A 16,234-nucleotide genomic window follows, 5' to 3' on the forward strand; every position below is an offset into this window, starting at 1 on the left:
TCCCTCATTGCGTTGGCGTGAGGGATAGAGCGCTCATCCGCGCTTCACAAGCGGCTTAACGTGTACCATATCTGTTCGCATGTCAGAATTGGTAATCCGAAGAGGCCTTCAAGAGCCCGAAACAGGCGAAGATTTCACTCCCCACCGTCCCGCACGGCCCGAGAAATCGATGCCGGGGAAGCCGTTCAAGCTGGTCTCGGATTACGAGCCTGCTGGCGACCAACCCACGGCTATCGCGGAACTGGTCGCTGGTGCGCGCGAGGGTGAGCAGACGCAAACCCTGCTGGGCGTGACGGGCTCGGGCAAGACCTTTACGATGGCGAGCGTCATCAATGAATTGCAGCGCCCTGCGCTCATCCTTGCGCCGAACAAAATCCTCGCCGCGCAATTGTATGGGGAGATGAAAAGCTTCTTCCCCGAAAACGCGGTCGAGTATTTCGTCTCCTACTACGACTATTATCAGCCCGAAGCCTACGTCCCGCGCTCCGACACTTATATCGAGAAAGAGTCGAGCGTGAACGAGGCCATCGACCGGATGCGCCACTCCGCCACGCGCGCGCTGCTGGAGCGCGATGATGTGGTGATCGTGGCGTCTGTCTCGTGCCTTTACGGTATCGGATCGGTCGAGACTTACTCAGCGATGATCTTCGACATCAAGAAAGATGAGAGCGTCGATCAGCGCGAGCTTATCCGAAAGCTCGTCGCGCTTCAGTATAAACGCAATGATGCAGCCTTTACCCGAGGATGCTTTCGGGTGCGCGGCGATAATCTGGAGCTTTTTCCAAGCCACTATGAAGACATGGCATGGCGCATCAGCTTTTTCGGCGACGAGATCGAAGAGATTGCGGAATTTGACCCTCTGACGGGCAAAACCGGCGCAAAATTGGACCGCGTGCGGGTCTATGCAAACTCGCACTATGTGACGCCGGGGCCGACCATGAAACAGGCCGCCGAAGCTATTAAGTTTGAACTGGCAGAACGTTTGAAGGAGCTGGAGGCTGAAGGGCAATTGTTGGAGCATCAACGGCTTGAACAGCGGACGCATTTCGATCTCGAAATGATTGCCGCGACGGGCTCTTGCAACGGGATTGAGAACTATTCGAGGTTTCTCACCGGACGCCTTCCGGGGGAGCCGCCGCCCACGCTGTTTGAATACTTGCCTGAAAACGCACTGCTGTTCGTGGATGAAAGCCACCAGACCGTGCCGCAAATCGGCGCCATGGCAAAGGGCGACCACCGCCGCAAAATCACTCTGGCAGAATACGGTTTCCGCCTGCCGTCGTGCATCGATAACCGCCCGCTTCGTTTCAACGAATGGGACGCGATGCGCCCGCAGACCTTCTGCGTCTCGGCCACTCCGGGTCCGTGGGAGCTCGAACAGACGGGCGGTGTCTTTGCAGAACAAGTCATCCGCCCCACCGGCCTGATCGATCCGCCGGTCGAGATCCGCCCGGTCGAAGATCAGGTGCAGGACTGCATTCAGGAATGCCTTGCCACCGCCAAGAAGGGCTACCGAACGCTGGTCACCACCCTCACCAAGCGTATGGCCGAAGACCTAACCGAATTCATGCACGAGGCGGGCGTTCGCGTTCGCTACATGCACTCCGACGTCGAGACTCTGGAGCGGATCGAGCTTATCCGCGACCTTCGCATGGGGGTCTATGATGTGCTGATCGGCATCAACCTGCTGCGCGAGGGGCTGGACATCCCCGAATGCGGATTGGTCGCCATTTTGGACGCGGACAAGGAAGGTTTTTTGCGTTCAGAGACAAGCCTCGTCCAAACCATCGGCCGCGCGGCGCGCAATGTCGACGGCCGCGTGATCCTCTACGCTGACCGTATAACCGGCAGCATGGAGCGCGCGATGGCCGAAACCGACCGTCGCCGCGAAAAACAGCGCGCCTATAACGAAGAGCACGGGATCACACCGACCACAATCAAGCGCGACATCGCCGATATCGTCGCCCACACCGCTTCGCAGGACGGCGTCACGGTCGACCTCGAAGACGATGCGACCAACAATCTCGTCGGCCACAATCTTCGCGCCTATATCGAAGACCTCGAAAAACGCATGCGCGATGCCGCCGCCAACCTCGAGTTCGAGGAAGCGGGCCGTTTGCGTGACGAAATCCGGCGGCTTGAAAATGATGAGCTTGGCCTGCCAGACACAGAGAAAAAAGCACCGCGCGTGGGGCGCAGCAACGAAGGCAAGCCGGGAACGCGCAAAACGCGGTATGGCAAGGTGCGGGCAAAACGGATGGGCGGTAAACCGTGAGGCACCTCGCTCTCATACCCTTCCTCGCTCTCGCCGCCTGCAAACCGCCTCCGACGGATGCGGATATGCTGCGCGAAATGCCTGTGGCAGCGCCCACATTTGCCTCTGATCCGCTGCCCTCGCCCGAGACCGAAGGCGCTGTTTGGGCGCTTTCGACACGGTCTGACAAACGGATCATTTATGGCGTCCCGGGCGACCCGGCTCTCCTCGCATTGGCGTGTATCGAGAGCCCCGAGGCAAATGGTCCGCAGGTGGAAATCTCGCGCTTTGCCTCCGCTGACGAAGGCGCTGGTGCGCTTCTGGCGCTTGTGGGCAACGGCCATATCGGGCGCATTGCGGTGGATGCGAGCGAAATGGGCGAGGACATGTTCTGGCAAGGGAGCCTTGATGCGAGCGATGATGCGTGGGCTCCGCTTCTGGGGCCACGCGAACTCACGTCAACCGTGCCGGGCGCTGGAATGGTGACCTTGAACCCGAGCGCTTTGCCCGGCTTTTTGATCAAGGCTTGCGTGGATGGCACCTCAATCGACGAAGCAGCCATTGCCGAAGACGCTCCCCCCGAAGAGGTAGCGGACGAGGAAGCGCAAGATGAAGCATCACCGCTCCCGCGCTAACGATCTTTTTGGGCCCGCTCGCTCAACATTTCGGGGGTGAGAACCTGCGGCAATTGCTCTGCATCCTCGCCCGGTTCATACCAAAGGTAGAGCGGCACGCCCGCTGCGCCCTGTTCTGTCAGGAATTGCGTGATTTCCTCATCGCGCACGGTCCAATCACCCACAATCGCGACAACGCCTGCTTCGGCAAAAGCTTGCGCCGTTGCCTCGCGCTCGATTGCGACGCTTTCGTTGACCTTGCAGGTGACGCACCAATCGGCGGTGAACCAGACGAACACCGGCTGACCTGAATTGCGCGCCTCGGCCAATGCCTCGCGGCTGAAGGCTTGCGGTCCGAGCAAGGAGGCCGAGAGGTCGCGCGACGGGGGTGCATAGGCATAGGGCAGCGCAAAGGCTCCGAAAACAAGGAAGGGAGCAGCCACGAGGCCAAAGGCGGGCCACGCCATTTTTCCAGCCTGCTGCAATCGTCCGACAATGAAGAGCGCGAGGACAATTCCAAACAGCATTACCAGCGCAAACAGGGCAAAGCCGCGCCCACCCAATTGCGCGGTGAGCCAGATAAGCGCCAGCGCGGTCAGCCCCATGGGAATCGCCATCACGCGGCGGAACGTCTCCATCCAGCTTCCGGGCTTTGGCAGCATTTCGCGTAGCGCAGGGACAAAGCCGATCAGAAGGAACGGCAGCGCCAGCCCTAAACCTAGCATCGCAAACAGCAGCAGCGCCAAAGGCGTGGGCAACAACAAAGCCGCACCCAAGGCCGCCGCCATAAAAGGCCCCGTGCACGGCGTCGCGGCGACCGCTGCGAGGAGCCCTGTACCAAATGCGCTGCGCCCCTGACTGTTGCCGGTGTCCACGCTGGGCAGCTCGAAAATGCCGGCAAAGTTCAATGTGATGATCGTGGCGAGCACCAGCAGCGCGATCACAACGCTGGGGCTCTGCAATTGGAAGGCCCAACCGACCTGCTCTCCCGCCGCGCGCAAAGCCAGCATAATGCCGCCCAGCGCCACACAGGCGAGAACCACGCCGGCAGTGTAAGCGAGCCCTTCGGAACGCGCCTCAGCCTCGCTTCCACCGGCGCGCGCAAGGCTTAGCGCCTTGAGGCTGAGGATCGGGAAAACGCAAGGCATGATATTGAGGATGAGCCCGCCCACAAGAGCGCCCAATATCAGCGTCCACAAGGGCGGGGTCGCGCCTTCAGCGCTGTTCATTACAACCAGCCGCTCACCACCGACCGCGACCTCACCGCGCGCCGCGACAAAGCGAACGCCTGTCTGTTCGTCAAAGGCAAGAATGCCCTCGATCCGATCCGCTTCACCGGTGCCAAATTCGCTCAAGGGAATTTCCACCACCAAGCGATCGCCATCGCGCCAGAAGCTTTGGAACGGGGCGTAGTCCACCAATTGGGTGTTGGCGATAAAGACGTGGGGGTCGGGAAGTTCCACGCTCTGCGGTAAAGGGATGCCGAGGCGCAAAACCTCATCTGTCAAAGTAAAGGCCGCGCTCGCATCCAGCATGGGCGCAACCTCAGCACGCCAACGCGCAAAATCGCCGCCCAGAACACCGGCCTGCCCCGCGCTAAACGCCGCGCCCTGCGGCACGCAGATCTCGTCAGTGCAGGCAAGATATTCGACAATGCCGGTGACCTCGGGGATACTCTCGATCACCGCGTCCGCTGGCACCTTAACAGGCACCAGAACCGCATATTCGCCCTCGTAAATGTGGTTCATAAGCTCTGCGATCAGGAGCCTTTTGGGCACGGGATACAATGCCTCGCCCGCTTGCCAGCCTTCTGGCAGGTCAAGCTCCAGCTGCATCCCCAGCCCTGCATCACCCGGATTTGCCCAATAGCCATGCCATTCCGGCGCGCTGGGCGTAAATCGCAGGGCCAGCATCCAAGTCTCGCCCGCACGCGGTGCACCATCAGCGAACAGATCGACCGAAATCCGGTCATCGCCCGCGCGCTCAATACGCGTGAGAGCCCGCTCGCGATCTGCGTCCACCTCTTGCGCCCATGACGCTGTCGGAAACACCAACAGCGCGGCAATCGCCAGCAAAAGCGCCTTAAACCATGCATGGTTTGCAAAAGGAGATGCAGCGAACACGGCTTGCCTCTGGTTGGTGGGTGAACCTATTTAGGCCCTAGCGATATAGTTGGTCTTCGCAAAGAACACTTGAAGGGTTACGAGGCATAAATGAGCAATAACGCAGATTCTGAAACCCGTGACCTTTTGATCCTTGGCGGCGGCCTTGTCGGTATGGCCTTGGCCCTGTCGGCTGCGCGTCAGGGTATTTCCAGCCATGTGATCGACCGCGCTGACCCGGCAGAGCTGACCAAGGAAGGCTTTGACGACCGCGCCACCGCGATCTCCACCGCGAGCTGGAACATGTTCACCAATATCGGGATTGCCGACTATCTGGAACCGTTCGCCTGCGACATCGCGAGCATTGCAGTGACCGATCAGAACAAGCCGGGCCGCCTCGATTTCACCCCTGAACCGCACGAGGGCACACTGGGACGCATGTTCCCCAATCGCCGCCTGCGCTTGGCCCTTTTTGAAGCCGCCGCCAAAGAACCTCTGATCAATTGGGTGCCCAAAGCGGAAATTGTCGAGCGCGAGCGCAGCGAATTTGGCGTTGCAGCTGTCCTCGACGACGATCGCAAACTGAAAGGCCGCTTGATGATCGCCGCCGAAGGGCGTCAGTCGCCCACTCGTGATGAGGCCGGCATCACAATTGCGAAATGGGATTACAAGCACCGCGCGATTATCGCCGGGCTCACCCATTCCAAACCACATGGCAATGTCGCCTGGGAAATCTTCTATCCCGCTGGCCCCTTCGCGCTTCTGCCGATGAAGGATGACGCGGACGGCACGCACCGTTCGTCGCTTGTCTGGACGGTATCGGAAGAGGACGGCAAGGGCGTTACAAAGCTTGGCGACCGGGCCTTTATCGCCGAAATTGAAAAGCGCATGAAAGGCGTGCTTGGCGATGTGACCAGCGTGGGTGCGCGATCAAGTTATCCGTTGGGTTTTCACCACACCGCGAAAATCACCGATGAACGCCTCGCTCTGATCGGCGATGCAGGACATGGTATCCACCCGATTGCCGGACAAGGCCTCAACCTTGGCCTTCGCGATGTGGGCGCTTTGGTGCAGGTTCTGGTCGAAGGTGCGCGCCTTGGGCTTGATCCGGGTGATCCTGAGAATTTGAAACGCTATGAAACGTGGCGCGGGCTCGACAGCTTTATGGTGGCGCTTGCAACCGATGGTCTGACCCGCATTTTCGGCGTACCTACGGGCGCAGCCAGCGCGGTTCGCCGCCTTGGCATGGCAGCGGTTCAGCGAACCCCAATGCTCAAAACCTTCTTCATGGACGAAGCGCGCGGCGTCTCGGGCGATTTGCCTGAGCTGTTGAAAGCCTAGTTTTCGGCGTCAATCGGGCTCGGCTGGTTGACCACATTGCCTGCCCCGTCGCGAAGCCCGCTTTGATCAAGAACCGCTGCTGTTTCAATCACTTCAAGCGCTTCCATTGCCGCTTTGTAGCGTTCTGCATCGGCAATCCATGCCTCGGCTTGTGCGGCGCCCGGCATGCCTTTGATCTCGTCGATCGCGTTCTGATACCGCCCCTGCTCAAGCGCAATTCGCGCCCGTTGAAGTCGCAGCTGCGGTTGAGGCGACGGTGTGCTTTCGCGGCGCACCACGAACAATTCCCCCAGCTCGCGCTGGATACGCGCCCAACTCAGGGCCTCTTCCTGCTCGATCAATTGCGGGCCAAGCCCTTCAAGCCGAGCGGTCAGATTATCGACCCGCAATGGATTGCGTGAAAAGCTGATGATCGTTGCAACGGCGTTTGGCCATTGGTCGGAAAAACGCAGGCGCAATTGGTCTGCTAGATAGCCCAGTTCCGCACCACGCTCGACCGCACGCCGCGTGGCAAATGCGATCAGCAAACCCTCGGCCCGCGCCGCATTGCCAGCGGCGGCCTGCGCCTGAAGATCGAGGCGTGCAAGACGCTGTTCTGCAGCAGCGAGGCGTTGATCAATGCCGCCTTGCTGGTCAACAACGCGCGTGACCACTTCGGCTGCTCCTTCGGCATCGCCCTCTTCAAGCGCGGCGACAGCCTCTGCCAATGGCGTGGGGGATGCGGAAACGGTTGCAGTTGGGCTTGGCGAACTCTCGCCTTCCACCAGCGCTGAGTCAGGCAATTCCGGCGTACCCGCAGCAGCAGCAATTGCCGGCTCATCAGGTTGGAGATTGTACCAGACAATGTAGCCTGCCAATGCGCTGCCAAAGCCGAACGAGGCCAGGGCGGCAAACAAGACACCCTTCATAGAGGATGGCTTTTTCCGGCTGCCAAATTTTGAGTCCATCGTACGTTTACCTTGCGTGCCCGTTCTTTTGATCTCTTCGGTGTGTTTTATCGTGTTTTGCCCGAAGAAATTGCGGGTTTGTGCCTTCTATATGCACCTTGAACGCGCCAATTCCAACATTGCGGCGTCATTTGGGGTGTCACAAACGTGGATATCGGCCCAACCCTTGCCCGCGGCTGAAGCGACACGGGGACCGATTGCGACAAGGGTGATGCGCCCGCGATGAAGCGCCATGCGGCGCGCTTCGGCATCGAATTGACGTGCAGCGGCAGCGGAGTGGAGCAGGACGGTAAGATCCAATTCTTGGATTGCGCGCAAAGGTTCAGGCAGTTCCAGCGGGACCGCTTCGTAAACGATGCGGGTGACCACTTCGACGCCTTGGGGGGCTTCAAGCGGAACGTGTTCGGCCCCCGCCAACCGCAGCAACCGGGTGCCGGGTGGGATAGTGTTCAAGACGTTTTGCAACCCGCCAGAGCCTACCTCGGCGATTCTAAAGCCCGCATCGCGCGCTGCATCTGCGGTGGCATTGCCAACGGCATAGACCGGCTTTTGGGTGAGCTTTTCAAGTGCATCACCGCCGTGGCGAAACGCATTGGCGCTCCCGATCAAAAGCGCATCTACGCTCTCGGGATCAGGACATTGCCAAGCGCAAGGCCGTATCTCGAACAGCGGATAACCAACCACATTGAGCCCCATTTCCTTTGCAGCAGCCAGTGTGGAGCCCAGCCCCGGCTCCGGCCTTACCGCAAGGATCATACCGACCATAAAGCGCCTTAAGCCGCCCCGCCGAAATGCGGCGCAATACCCGGCGTTGCTCTGCCCAAGAGGTCTTTTGCAAGGGCCTTAATAGGCGCAAGGTCGAGCGCGTCAAACACGGTCTCGCCCTCGACCCGCTCTGCTCCATCAGGGCTGAAAAGGGCTGCCCGCATGGTCAAACCCTCGCCTCCTGGCTGACACAGGACCGCAATTGGCGAGTGGCACGTGCCCCCTAGCTCAGCCAGAAGCGCACGCTCAGCCTCAAGCTCAACCCGCGTCCCGTGATCGTCAATCGCAGCGAGCACAGATTTGGTCGCATCATCATCGGCGCGGCATTCGAGAACGATTGCCCCCTGCGCGGCGGCAGGAATCCAGTCATTGACTTCGAGCGGCGCACCAACGGCGCTTTCACCAAGGCGCTCAAGCCCGGCCGCAGCCAAAAACGTCACATCCGCCTCGCCCGCCTGCAACTTGCCAAGCCGGGTGGCGACATTTCCTCTGAAGGTCACAACCTTGCAATCGGGTCTGAGGTTCAAGAGCTGCGACGCACGGCGCGGGGCCGATGTGCCGACGGTCGCGCCTTGAGGGATATCGGCGATGCTGGCCGCACCAACAAGGCAATCGCGCCGGTCAGCCCGTGGCAAAACCGCACCAAATCCGAATTCAGGAGGCCGGATCGTCTCCACATCCTTGGCAGAGTGGACAGAGACATCGATGCGCCCCTCGCCCAGCCAAACGTCGAGTTCCTTGGTCCACAACGCCTTGCCGCCAATTTCAGCCAGCGGCCGGTCGAGAACCTTGTCCCCGCTGGCAAGCACCGGCACCAATTCAACCTGATCTTCGCTCCACCCGTGCGCCGTACAAAGCCGCGTCCGCGTCTCGAAAGCCTGCGCCATTGCAAGGGGGGAATTGCGCGTCCCCAGCCGCAGCTTCACCGCGCCTTCAGTCTGATTACTCACCAATCATGTCTCCCGTCACGCTTGCTCTAGCGGGCACAAGGACTAGATGGAAGCACCATGGGACACGATCCTCACATTGTACCGCATATTGTTTTGGGAATAGAATTGAGCTGCGATGAAACCGCCGTCGCGTTGGTGACTTCGGATCGCCGCATTCTGGCAGAGCGCATTGCAAGTCAGGAAAAAGAGCACGCGCCCTATGGCGGCGTGGTCCCCGAAATCGCCGCGCGCGCGCACGCCGAACGCTTGGCGCCAATGCTCGAGGCGGTGATGGATGATGCGGGACTTTCTTTGGGCGATGTCGATGCAATCGCGGCCACTGCTGGCCCGGGCCTTATCGGCGGCGTGATGGTCGGCCTTGTAAGCGGGAAGGCGCTCGCGATGGCGTCAGGCAAGCCCTTGATCGCAGTCAACCATCTGGAAGGTCACGCCCTTTCCCCGCGTTTGGCGGACGAGAATTTGGCCTTCCCCTATCTCCTTCTCCTCGTCTCTGGCGGGCATTGCCAGATTTTGAGCGTTGAGGGCGTGGGCAAGTACCGTCGACTGGCCACAACAATCGACGATGCTTTGGGCGAAGCCTTCGACAAGACCGCCAAGATTTTGGGGCTTGGCTATCCGGGTGGGCCAAAGGTGGAAAAACTCGCTCGCGAGGGCGATCCAAAGGGTGTGCCCCTCCCCCGTCCATTGAAAGGGTCCAAAGAACCGCATTTCTCTTTCGCAGGGCTCAAAAGCGCGGTTTTGCGGGCCTATGACAGCGGCGAACACACAGATGCAGACATTGCCGCAAGCTTTCAGCAGGCGGCGGTCGATTGCCTGATTGACCGGCTTGAAAAAGCGCTCGGGCTCGCTGGCCCTCACCCCGCTCTGGTTGTTGCAGGCGGTGTTGCCGCAAACCAGACGGTGCGCGGCGCATTGGAAGCTCTTGCCAGCCGTCAACAGATGCAATTCGTGGCCCCGCCGCTTAAATTGTGCACCGATAACGCTGCAATGATCGCTTGGGCGGGTTGTGAGCGGCTTTTGTCGACACCTAACTTTGCAGGCGACCCTTTGGACTTGAAAGCGCGTCCGCGCTGGCCACTTGACCCTGATGCAGACGCCGTTCGCGGCGCGGGAGTAAAGGCATGAGCGCAAAACAGACCATCGGCGTAATTGGCGCTGGCGCATGGGGCACGGCTCTGGCTCAGATGCTTAGCACCGACGGGCGTGATGTATTGCTTTGGGCGTTTGAACCCGAAGTGTTCGAGGCGATCAACAACGACCATCGCAACCCGCAGTATCTACCCGGCGCAAAGCTTTCACCCGGCATCCGCGCAACTGGCAGTCTTGAGGATATGGCCGATCTCGACATCTTGCTTGCCGTGACGCCTGCGCAGGTTTTGGGCCGCGTTCTTGAAGGCCTCACCCGTCCCCCGCGTGACCTTGTGCTTTGCTCCAAGGGGATTGAGGCAGGGACGGGTCGCCTTATGAACGATGTCGCCCGCGCCGCTTCGCCGGGCAGCGCGATTGCGGTTCTTTCAGGCCCCACATTCGCGCATGAGGTTGCAGGCGGCCTGCCCACCGCAGTCACACTGGCCTGCGAAGGCGGCCGCGATCAGTGGGAACGGCTCTCCCCCGCAATCGCGCGGCCTGCATTCCGTCCCTATTACTCAGACGACGTGACCGGCGCAGAAATCGGCGGTTCCATTAAAAACGTGCTCGCAATCGCTTGCGGCGTTGTCGACGGGCTTGGCCTTGGTCAAAATGCGCGGGCGTCTCTAATTGCGCGCGGATATGCTGAAATGCTGAGGTTCGGAGAGGCCTTGGGCGCGCAAGCAGAAACACTCGCAGGACTGTGCGGGCTTGGCGATCTGGTGCTTACCTGCTCTTCTACTTCAAGCCGCAACTTCTCGCTTGGCAAGGCCTTGGGCGAAGGCCAATCAGCGCGCGACTTGATGGCTGATCGCACGACCGTCGCAGAAGGTGCACACACTGCGCCCGTTCTTGCCGATATCGTAAGAAACCGCGATTTGCCGATGCCGATTGTGATCGCGGTCAATGAAATCCTTGAGGGCGCACCGCCGCGCGATGTTGTGGCACGCCTCCTTGCCCGCCCTCTCACCGCCGAAACTCCCGGCGACCAATCGGATATTGCGTGAGCCAGCCTCCGATCACGCCTGTTGCCCCTCCCCCGCCCGATAAGGGCGGCGATGATATGGCAACGCTTGCCAAAGGCGGGCGCACCAATACGCTTGGCTTTGTCCTGCGTCTGCTGGGCGGATTGCCGTTTCTGTTCGTCGGTTTTCGCCTCTACGGTGTCGATGAAATGGGTCGTTTTGCAGCCGCCTTCGTTGTCATCGAAATCTTTGCCCTCATCTGCGCGCTTGGTGAAAAGCGCGGCCTTGCACAACGCCTGACCGAAGGCATCCAAGACCATGAGGACACGCCTGCCAATCTCGTTTTTGACGCGATGCTGGTGTCGCTCATCTTCTCGGGGCTTGCATGCCTGCTGTTGATCGCTTTCCCGGTAATCATCTTTCCGAGCGGTACGGGCAGCGAATATGATATGTGGATGATTGCGGCGATCCCGGCATTCGCCCTCACCGAAATCCTGCTCGCGGCCCAGGCTTATAAATACGACATCGCAACCACAGTGCGAGCGCGGGCGGTGGTGGAGCCCTGGGTCAAGTCCATCGGCGTCACTGCGTTCTTTTTCATTCCGGCGCTTGCGGGCGGCGGCATCGCGCTGGCTTTCCTTGCTGCGATCTATGCCGCTCTTTTCACCGCACTTTATTCTTTCTTAAAAACCTATGGCCTTCCCAAATCCTGGCGTCCTCGCCCGCGTTATCTGGGCAAGATGACGTCGCGCGCAGTGCCCCTGATTGGCGCAGATGTGATCGAACGCGGTACGCGGCTCCTCGACGTGTTCCTGCTTGGCCAGTTCACCTCGGCGGGCACGGTCGGCATTTACTGGTTTGCCAAAGAAGTCGTGAGTCTGCCGCAAAAGCTTAAAACCAGTTTTGAGCCGATCCTTGCCCCTGTCATCACAAAGAACCTCAAGACCGGCAATATGGCGGCAATCGCCGATCAGGTACGCCAGGTCGGTTTCTGGATCATCGCGCTGCAATTTGGCATTGCATTGACGCTCGCTATTCCGGGCGAGGCGGTCATGGGACTTGGCGGGCCGGAAATTGTCGGGGGCACGGGCGCGCTGGCGATCCTGCTGGCCGCCGAAGTGATCGCCTCTATGGCTGTCGTTTCGGAAAGCGTGCTGGTCTACATTGCCGGCAAGCGAAACCTTGCGATTTCAGTGGGTGTGATCACGCTGCAAGGCGCACTGACCGTGGGCTTTATCCTCCTTATTCAGCATTGGGGTTATTCTGAGGGCTTCCAGGCAGCGGGCGCTGCCGCCGCTCTGTTCGTTGCGCTTGGGGTTGCGAGCCTCGTTAAATCAATGGTGCTCAAAACACTGCTCAATGCGCCGGTATCAAACTGGCGCTGGGCGCTGGTATGGGCAGCGGGGCCTGCGGTTATTATAGGCTTTCTCTTCACCGAATTTACGCCCGAGTGGGTGGAGATCATTATCGGTGGGCCAGCGATCTTCGCTGCATACTTCTGGGTCATCTGGAAGCGGGGCTTTGACGAATCCGACAAGGTCCTCTTCCGCAAAAACGTGGCCCCCGCCGTCCCCGCTGGCGATCCGCCCGTTTGACCGCAAAACCGACCGCGTCTAGCCTCGGTGACAGATTATCTGGAGGGTCGATATGCGGATTTCAAAGACCATGCGCTGGGCCGCCCCGCTTCTTGTCGCTCTCGCGGCAAGCCCGCTTTCGGCCCCGCTTTCGGCAAAGTTTCCGCCGGTAAGCGAGTTCGCCGATCCCGCTTTTCAAGCGCTCACTAGCGAACAGGCCATCGCAGCCTGCGATCAATATGCATCGCACCCGCTCGATCCCATGAAGCCTGACACTGTCAAAGGCGTTATGAATGATGCGGATATGGATGTGATGAGCGCCTATCTTTACTGCTTCAAGGCCTTTCAAGCCGACAACAAGAACCCGCGCATCAGATTTCAATGGGCGCGCGCCAATCAGATGCACAATCCGCGCAGTTCCAGCCATCCGCGCTATTGGTATGCGCTGGCATATCGGGACGGTTCGGAGATCGCAGGTGCCTATCTTGCCAAACTTCCGCCCGAACAGCGGATGAGCCTCGATGAGATGATCGAAAAAATGGACGCAATGCGGGGCCGCCAAGGCCCTCCTCGGCCGATGACAGGGCAAGAGCGTGACCAGCTTTTGTTTGGAAGCATCTTCGTCATCTACTCCGTCGCCATGCTTCGGGTCCTGACCGGAGAGGCTGAGTGGGGCGGAGGCGATTGCGGGAGCGGCTACAGGCTCAACGCCTATACCCACGAAATCACGTGCGACGGGCTGGTCGTCGGCACCTTCTGACCCGCAGAAATCTGCTAGCTTTTGGCGTTGCTGGGCGCAACTCATGCACCGTTCATCTTGAGCGTGGGAATTTCGTGCGCGGGGCTAACGGGGTTGTGACCTCAGGCATATGGGTCCCGAATGCTGGTGGAATATTGCGGTTTGGCAATGGCTTGGCTGTGTTGCCTGCATTCGGGTTCAAGATGCCAAGGTGGGAACGGAGGACTGAAAAATGCCATTCGAAGGTGTCGGAACACGATTTACGCAAGGTAGATCAAACGGCCGCAAAGCTGCAATTCTGGGCGGTGTGGTGATCGCTCACATTGCATTTTTGGCCGCATGCAGCACCGCACCAGGTGATGTCGCAAGCTCGACGGGTGCACCCGGTGACGTAGCTGTCGCCCCGCCGCCGCCTCCGGCGCCACCCCCAGTCGCGGAAGCCGAGGCTGTGATTGTGACCGGCCAGAGCCGATCACGCACCGGAGCAGTACGCGGCAATGTAGCGGCAGACATGTATTACGCGCCGCCTGTAGTGGTCCCAACCGATCCGAGCCGCGAGCAATATGACGGCGAGGAAGTGTCGCCTGTCAAACTCACCAGCGCAGAACCTGTCAGCACCTTTAGTGTGGATGTCGACACGGGCGCCTATGCCAATACCCGCCGCTTCCTGCGCCAAGGGGCCTTGCCGCCGCGCGACGCGGTGCGGACCGAGGAAATGATCAATTATTTCCGCTACGATTATGATAAGCCGGCGGGCACAGAAACGCCTTTCACCACAAATATCGATGTCGCCAAGACGCCTTGGAATGAGGACACCTACCTCATGCGCGTTGGCCTTCGCGGATATGACATAGCCCGCGATGAACGGCCAGCGTCGAACCTTGTGTTCCTGATGGATGTATCAGGTTCCATGGGAAGCCCCGACAAGCTCCCCCTCGTGAAAACGGCGCTCGCTGGGCTGGCGAGCGAGCTTGGCGAGAATGACCGTGTGTCCATCGTGGTTTATGCAGGGGCCGCCGGCCTTGTGCTGGAACCGACGAACAGCACGGCGCAAATCCGCAGGGCCCTTGGCAAACTCAACGCGGGCGGGTCGACCGCTGGCGGGGCAGGCATCGAGCTTGCCTACAATATTGCCGAAGACAATTTCATCAAAGGCGGTGTGAACCGCGTGATCCTCGCGACGGACGGTGACTTTAACGTCGGCGTCTCGAACCGCGATGCTCTGGTCGAAATGATCGAGAAAAACCGCGACAGGGGCATTACGCTTACCACGCTTGGTTTTGGCACGGGCAATTACAACGAAGCGTTGATGGAGCAGATCGCCAATCACGGTAACGGCAATTACGCCTATATCGACAGCGCTTTGGAAGCGAAAAAGGTGCTTGGCGACGAGATGAGCTCCACTCTTTTCACAATCGCCAAAGATGTGAAAATCCAGGTCGAGTTCAACCCCGCTGTCATCAGCCAGTACCGCCTTGTCGGATACGAAAACCGCGCACTTCGCGAAGAGGACTTCGACAATGATGCGGTGGATGCAGGCGACATTGGTGCAGGCCACCAGGTAACCGCGATTTACGAAGTCGTACCCACCGGCACCAAGGGCTGGATCTCGCCCAGAAGGTATGGGGGCCGTTACGAAGATCAACCCCAGCGCGCGGCCACAAACCGGATCGCGGAAGCGGCCCATGTGAAACTGCGCTACAAATTGCCAAATGGCAGCCGTTCAAAGCTGCTTGAACAGGTGGTGATGAGCGATGCCTTTAGCCGGGCACAGACCCCGCGCGGTGACTTTGCCTTTGCCGCCGCTGTTGCTGCTTACGGTCAGCTGCTTCGCGGCGACGACATGATGATGGACTTCACCCACGAGGATGTCGGAACGCTTGCCGGACGCCAGAGCAATTTCTGGCGGCAGGAATTCCTTGAACTGAACGCGCTTGCAGGGGCTGCAAATCCGGTCCGGCGCGGCGGTGGATAAGCTCCCTCTTTAAATTGGCGCAAGGCCATATGCGGCCAGGTCTTCGAGTGCTTGCCCATTTGAAGACCTGGCCGTTTCCTATTGGGCGGGTGTCTCCCAATTGAAAAAGGACTACGCGCGGCCAATCCTTGCTGCTAAAGGCGCTCCGCAAACGTACAATTGTTCGAAGGATGCGCCATGAACATGCCCGCCAACCTGCAAGAAGCCCTCCCGTTTATCCTGCTTGCCATCGCGCTTCTCGTCGCGCTCTGGATCATCTTCAGATCATCGCGCAAGACCAAGGTTATTGGCGAAAAAGAAGGCGATGTTCTGGACGAAGGTGCGGGCCCTGCTGCCCGCAATCAGGCCCTTATTGATGCGCCGCGATCGGTTGAAATCAACACAGGGGAAACCTCTGCCCTTGCCAATTCGGACAAGCTTGCAGCAGCGCCCGCTATCGCCGATGCAGAGGCCGGTGCTTCGGTCCCACCAAGCAAACCTGTGGTCGAGCCTGCACCTACGCCTGAGCCGACAGCCGCGCCGACACCTGCGCCTACCCCTGCAGCAAGCACACCAGACGATCTGAAGCGCATTAAGGGCCTTGGGCCCAAGCTTGTGGGTCTTCTCAACGAACAAGGCATCACCACCTTTGCGCAAATCGCCGCTTGGACCGATGCCGATGTCGAGCGTGTGGATGCATCGCTTGGCCGGTTCCAGGGGCGTATCACGCGCGACAAATGGGTCGAGCAAGCCAAGCTTCTGGCAGCCGGTGACGAAAGCGGCTTCAGCGCAACATTCGGGAACAACGGTTAGGCTTTGAAATAATATCCGAATCGGAATCGGTTTCCTGGGAAAACTGTGTTACGCTTCTCTCGAGGGATCAAAATGAGAGGAGAAGCGC

The 16,234-nt window shown here is 59.7% G+C and carries 13 protein-coding genes; 9 read left to right on the plus strand and 4 right to left on the minus strand.

Going from position 1 to position 16,234, the window contains the following annotated elements; genetic code table 11:
• Window positions 1-79: 79 nt before the first annotated feature.
• Both uvrB and AC0V6Q_RS07355 read left to right on the plus strand, forming a co-directional pair.
• Complete coding sequence (uvrB, locus tag AC0V6Q_RS07350; RefSeq protein WP_486167741.1) at window positions 80-2,275, plus strand: excinuclease ABC subunit UvrB; 2,196 nt, start codon at window positions 80-82, stop codon at window positions 2,273-2,275.
• Window positions 2,272-2,889 carry a hypothetical protein gene (locus AC0V6Q_RS07355; protein ID WP_486167742.1) on the plus strand — a complete coding sequence of 206 codons (618 nt, stop codon included), beginning with the start codon at window positions 2,272-2,274 and terminating at the stop codon, window positions 2,887-2,889. The genes uvrB and AC0V6Q_RS07355 overlap by 4 nt, the downstream gene beginning before the upstream one ends.
• Here the strand turns inward: AC0V6Q_RS07355 and AC0V6Q_RS07360 are convergent.
• Complete coding sequence (locus AC0V6Q_RS07360; protein WP_486167743.1) at window positions 2,886-4,991, minus strand: protein-disulfide reductase DsbD family protein; 2,106 nt, start codon at window positions 4,989-4,991, stop codon at window positions 2,886-2,888. The genes AC0V6Q_RS07355 and AC0V6Q_RS07360 overlap by 4 nt on opposite strands.
• A gap of 90 nt (window positions 4,992-5,081) precedes the next feature.
• Here AC0V6Q_RS07360 and AC0V6Q_RS07365 point away from each other — a divergent pair, with 90 nt between their 5' ends.
• Window positions 5,082-6,311 (plus strand): FAD-dependent monooxygenase, encoded by a 1,230-nt coding sequence (locus AC0V6Q_RS07365; protein ID WP_486167744.1) that lies wholly within the window; start codon window positions 5,082-5,084, stop codon window positions 6,309-6,311.
• Here the strand turns inward: AC0V6Q_RS07365 and AC0V6Q_RS07370 are convergent.
• The 3 genes from AC0V6Q_RS07370 to hemC form a co-directional block, all read right to left on the minus strand.
• Window positions 6,308-7,219, minus strand: a complete 912-nt coding sequence (locus AC0V6Q_RS07370) for a hypothetical protein (RefSeq protein ID WP_486167745.1) — start codon at window positions 7,217-7,219, stop codon at window positions 6,308-6,310. The genes AC0V6Q_RS07365 and AC0V6Q_RS07370 overlap by 4 nt on opposite strands.
• 126 nt (window positions 7,220-7,345) lie before the next feature.
• Window positions 7,346-8,023 (minus strand): uroporphyrinogen-III synthase, encoded by a 678-nt coding sequence (locus AC0V6Q_RS07375; protein ID WP_486167746.1) that lies wholly within the window; start codon window positions 8,021-8,023, stop codon window positions 7,346-7,348.
• An 8-nt stretch (window positions 8,024-8,031) separates the two neighbouring features.
• A complete protein-coding gene (hemC, locus tag AC0V6Q_RS07380) occupies window positions 8,032-8,943 on the minus strand; it encodes a hydroxymethylbilane synthase (protein ID WP_486169275.1) in 912 nt (303 codons plus the stop codon).
• Between the two features lie 87 nt (window positions 8,944-9,030).
• On the opposite strand from hemC, the gene tsaD reads away from it, so the two are divergent.
• The 6 genes from tsaD to AC0V6Q_RS07410 all read left to right on the plus strand — a co-directional run bounded on the left by tsaD (window position 9,031) and on the right by AC0V6Q_RS07410 (window position 16,146).
• Window positions 9,031-10,098 (plus strand): tRNA (adenosine(37)-N6)-threonylcarbamoyltransferase complex transferase subunit TsaD, encoded by a 1,068-nt coding sequence (gene tsaD / locus AC0V6Q_RS07385; protein WP_486167747.1) that lies wholly within the window; start codon window positions 9,031-9,033, stop codon window positions 10,096-10,098.
• The gene (locus AC0V6Q_RS07390; protein ID WP_486167748.1) at window positions 10,095-11,108 is read left to right on the plus strand and encodes an NAD(P)H-dependent glycerol-3-phosphate dehydrogenase; all 1,014 of its coding nucleotides are present in this window, start codon (window positions 10,095-10,097) and stop codon (window positions 11,106-11,108) included. The genes tsaD and AC0V6Q_RS07390 overlap by 4 nt, the downstream gene beginning before the upstream one ends.
• A gap of 56 nt (window positions 11,109-11,164) precedes the next feature.
• Window positions 11,165-12,661, plus strand: a complete 1,497-nt coding sequence (locus tag AC0V6Q_RS07395; RefSeq protein ID WP_486169276.1) for a lipopolysaccharide biosynthesis protein — start codon at window positions 11,165-11,167, stop codon at window positions 12,659-12,661.
• Between the two features lie 52 nt (window positions 12,662-12,713).
• Complete coding sequence (locus tag AC0V6Q_RS07400; protein WP_486167749.1) at window positions 12,714-13,400, plus strand: hypothetical protein; 687 nt, start codon at window positions 12,714-12,716, stop codon at window positions 13,398-13,400.
• Window positions 13,401-13,611: 211 nt separating this feature from the next.
• Window positions 13,612-15,354, plus strand: a complete 1,743-nt coding sequence (locus AC0V6Q_RS07405) for a vWA domain-containing protein (protein WP_486167750.1) — start codon at window positions 13,612-13,614, stop codon at window positions 15,352-15,354.
• 177 nt (window positions 15,355-15,531) lie between these two features.
• Window positions 15,532-16,146 carry a hypothetical protein gene (locus AC0V6Q_RS07410; protein ID WP_486167751.1) on the plus strand — a complete coding sequence of 205 codons (615 nt, stop codon included), beginning with the start codon at window positions 15,532-15,534 and terminating at the stop codon, window positions 16,144-16,146.
• Window positions 16,147-16,234 lie beyond the last annotated feature (88 nt).

Source organism: Erythrobacter sp. S227 (genome assembly GCF_057364925.1).

Excerpts from the sequence above, each read along its gene's own strand:
- uvrB (WP_486167741.1), top strand. The coding sequence starts at position 80 with ATGTCAGAATTGGTAATCCGAAGAGGCCTTCAAGAGCCCGAAACAGGC.
- AC0V6Q_RS07365 (WP_486167744.1), top strand. The coding sequence starts at position 5,082 with ATGAGCAATAACGCAGATTCTGAAACCCGTGACCTTTTGATCCTTGGC.
- AC0V6Q_RS07370 (WP_486167745.1), bottom strand. The coding sequence starts at position 7,219 with ATGAAGGGTGTCTTGTTTGCCGCCCTGGCCTCGTTCGGCTTTGGCAGC.
- AC0V6Q_RS07375 (WP_486167746.1), bottom strand. The coding sequence starts at position 8,023 with ATGGTCGGTATGATCCTTGCGGTAAGGCCGGAGCCGGGGCTGGGCTCC.
- tsaD (WP_486167747.1), top strand. The coding sequence starts at position 9,031 with ATGGGACACGATCCTCACATTGTACCGCATATTGTTTTGGGAATAGAA.
- AC0V6Q_RS07390 (WP_486167748.1), top strand. The coding sequence starts at position 10,095 with ATGAGCGCAAAACAGACCATCGGCGTAATTGGCGCTGGCGCATGGGGC.
- AC0V6Q_RS07395 (WP_486169276.1), top strand. The coding sequence starts at position 11,165 with ATGGCAACGCTTGCCAAAGGCGGGCGCACCAATACGCTTGGCTTTGTC.
- AC0V6Q_RS07400 (WP_486167749.1), top strand. The coding sequence starts at position 12,714 with ATGCGGATTTCAAAGACCATGCGCTGGGCCGCCCCGCTTCTTGTCGCT.
- AC0V6Q_RS07405 (WP_486167750.1), top strand. The coding sequence starts at position 13,612 with ATGCCATTCGAAGGTGTCGGAACACGATTTACGCAAGGTAGATCAAAC.
- AC0V6Q_RS07410 (WP_486167751.1), top strand. The coding sequence starts at position 15,532 with ATGAACATGCCCGCCAACCTGCAAGAAGCCCTCCCGTTTATCCTGCTT.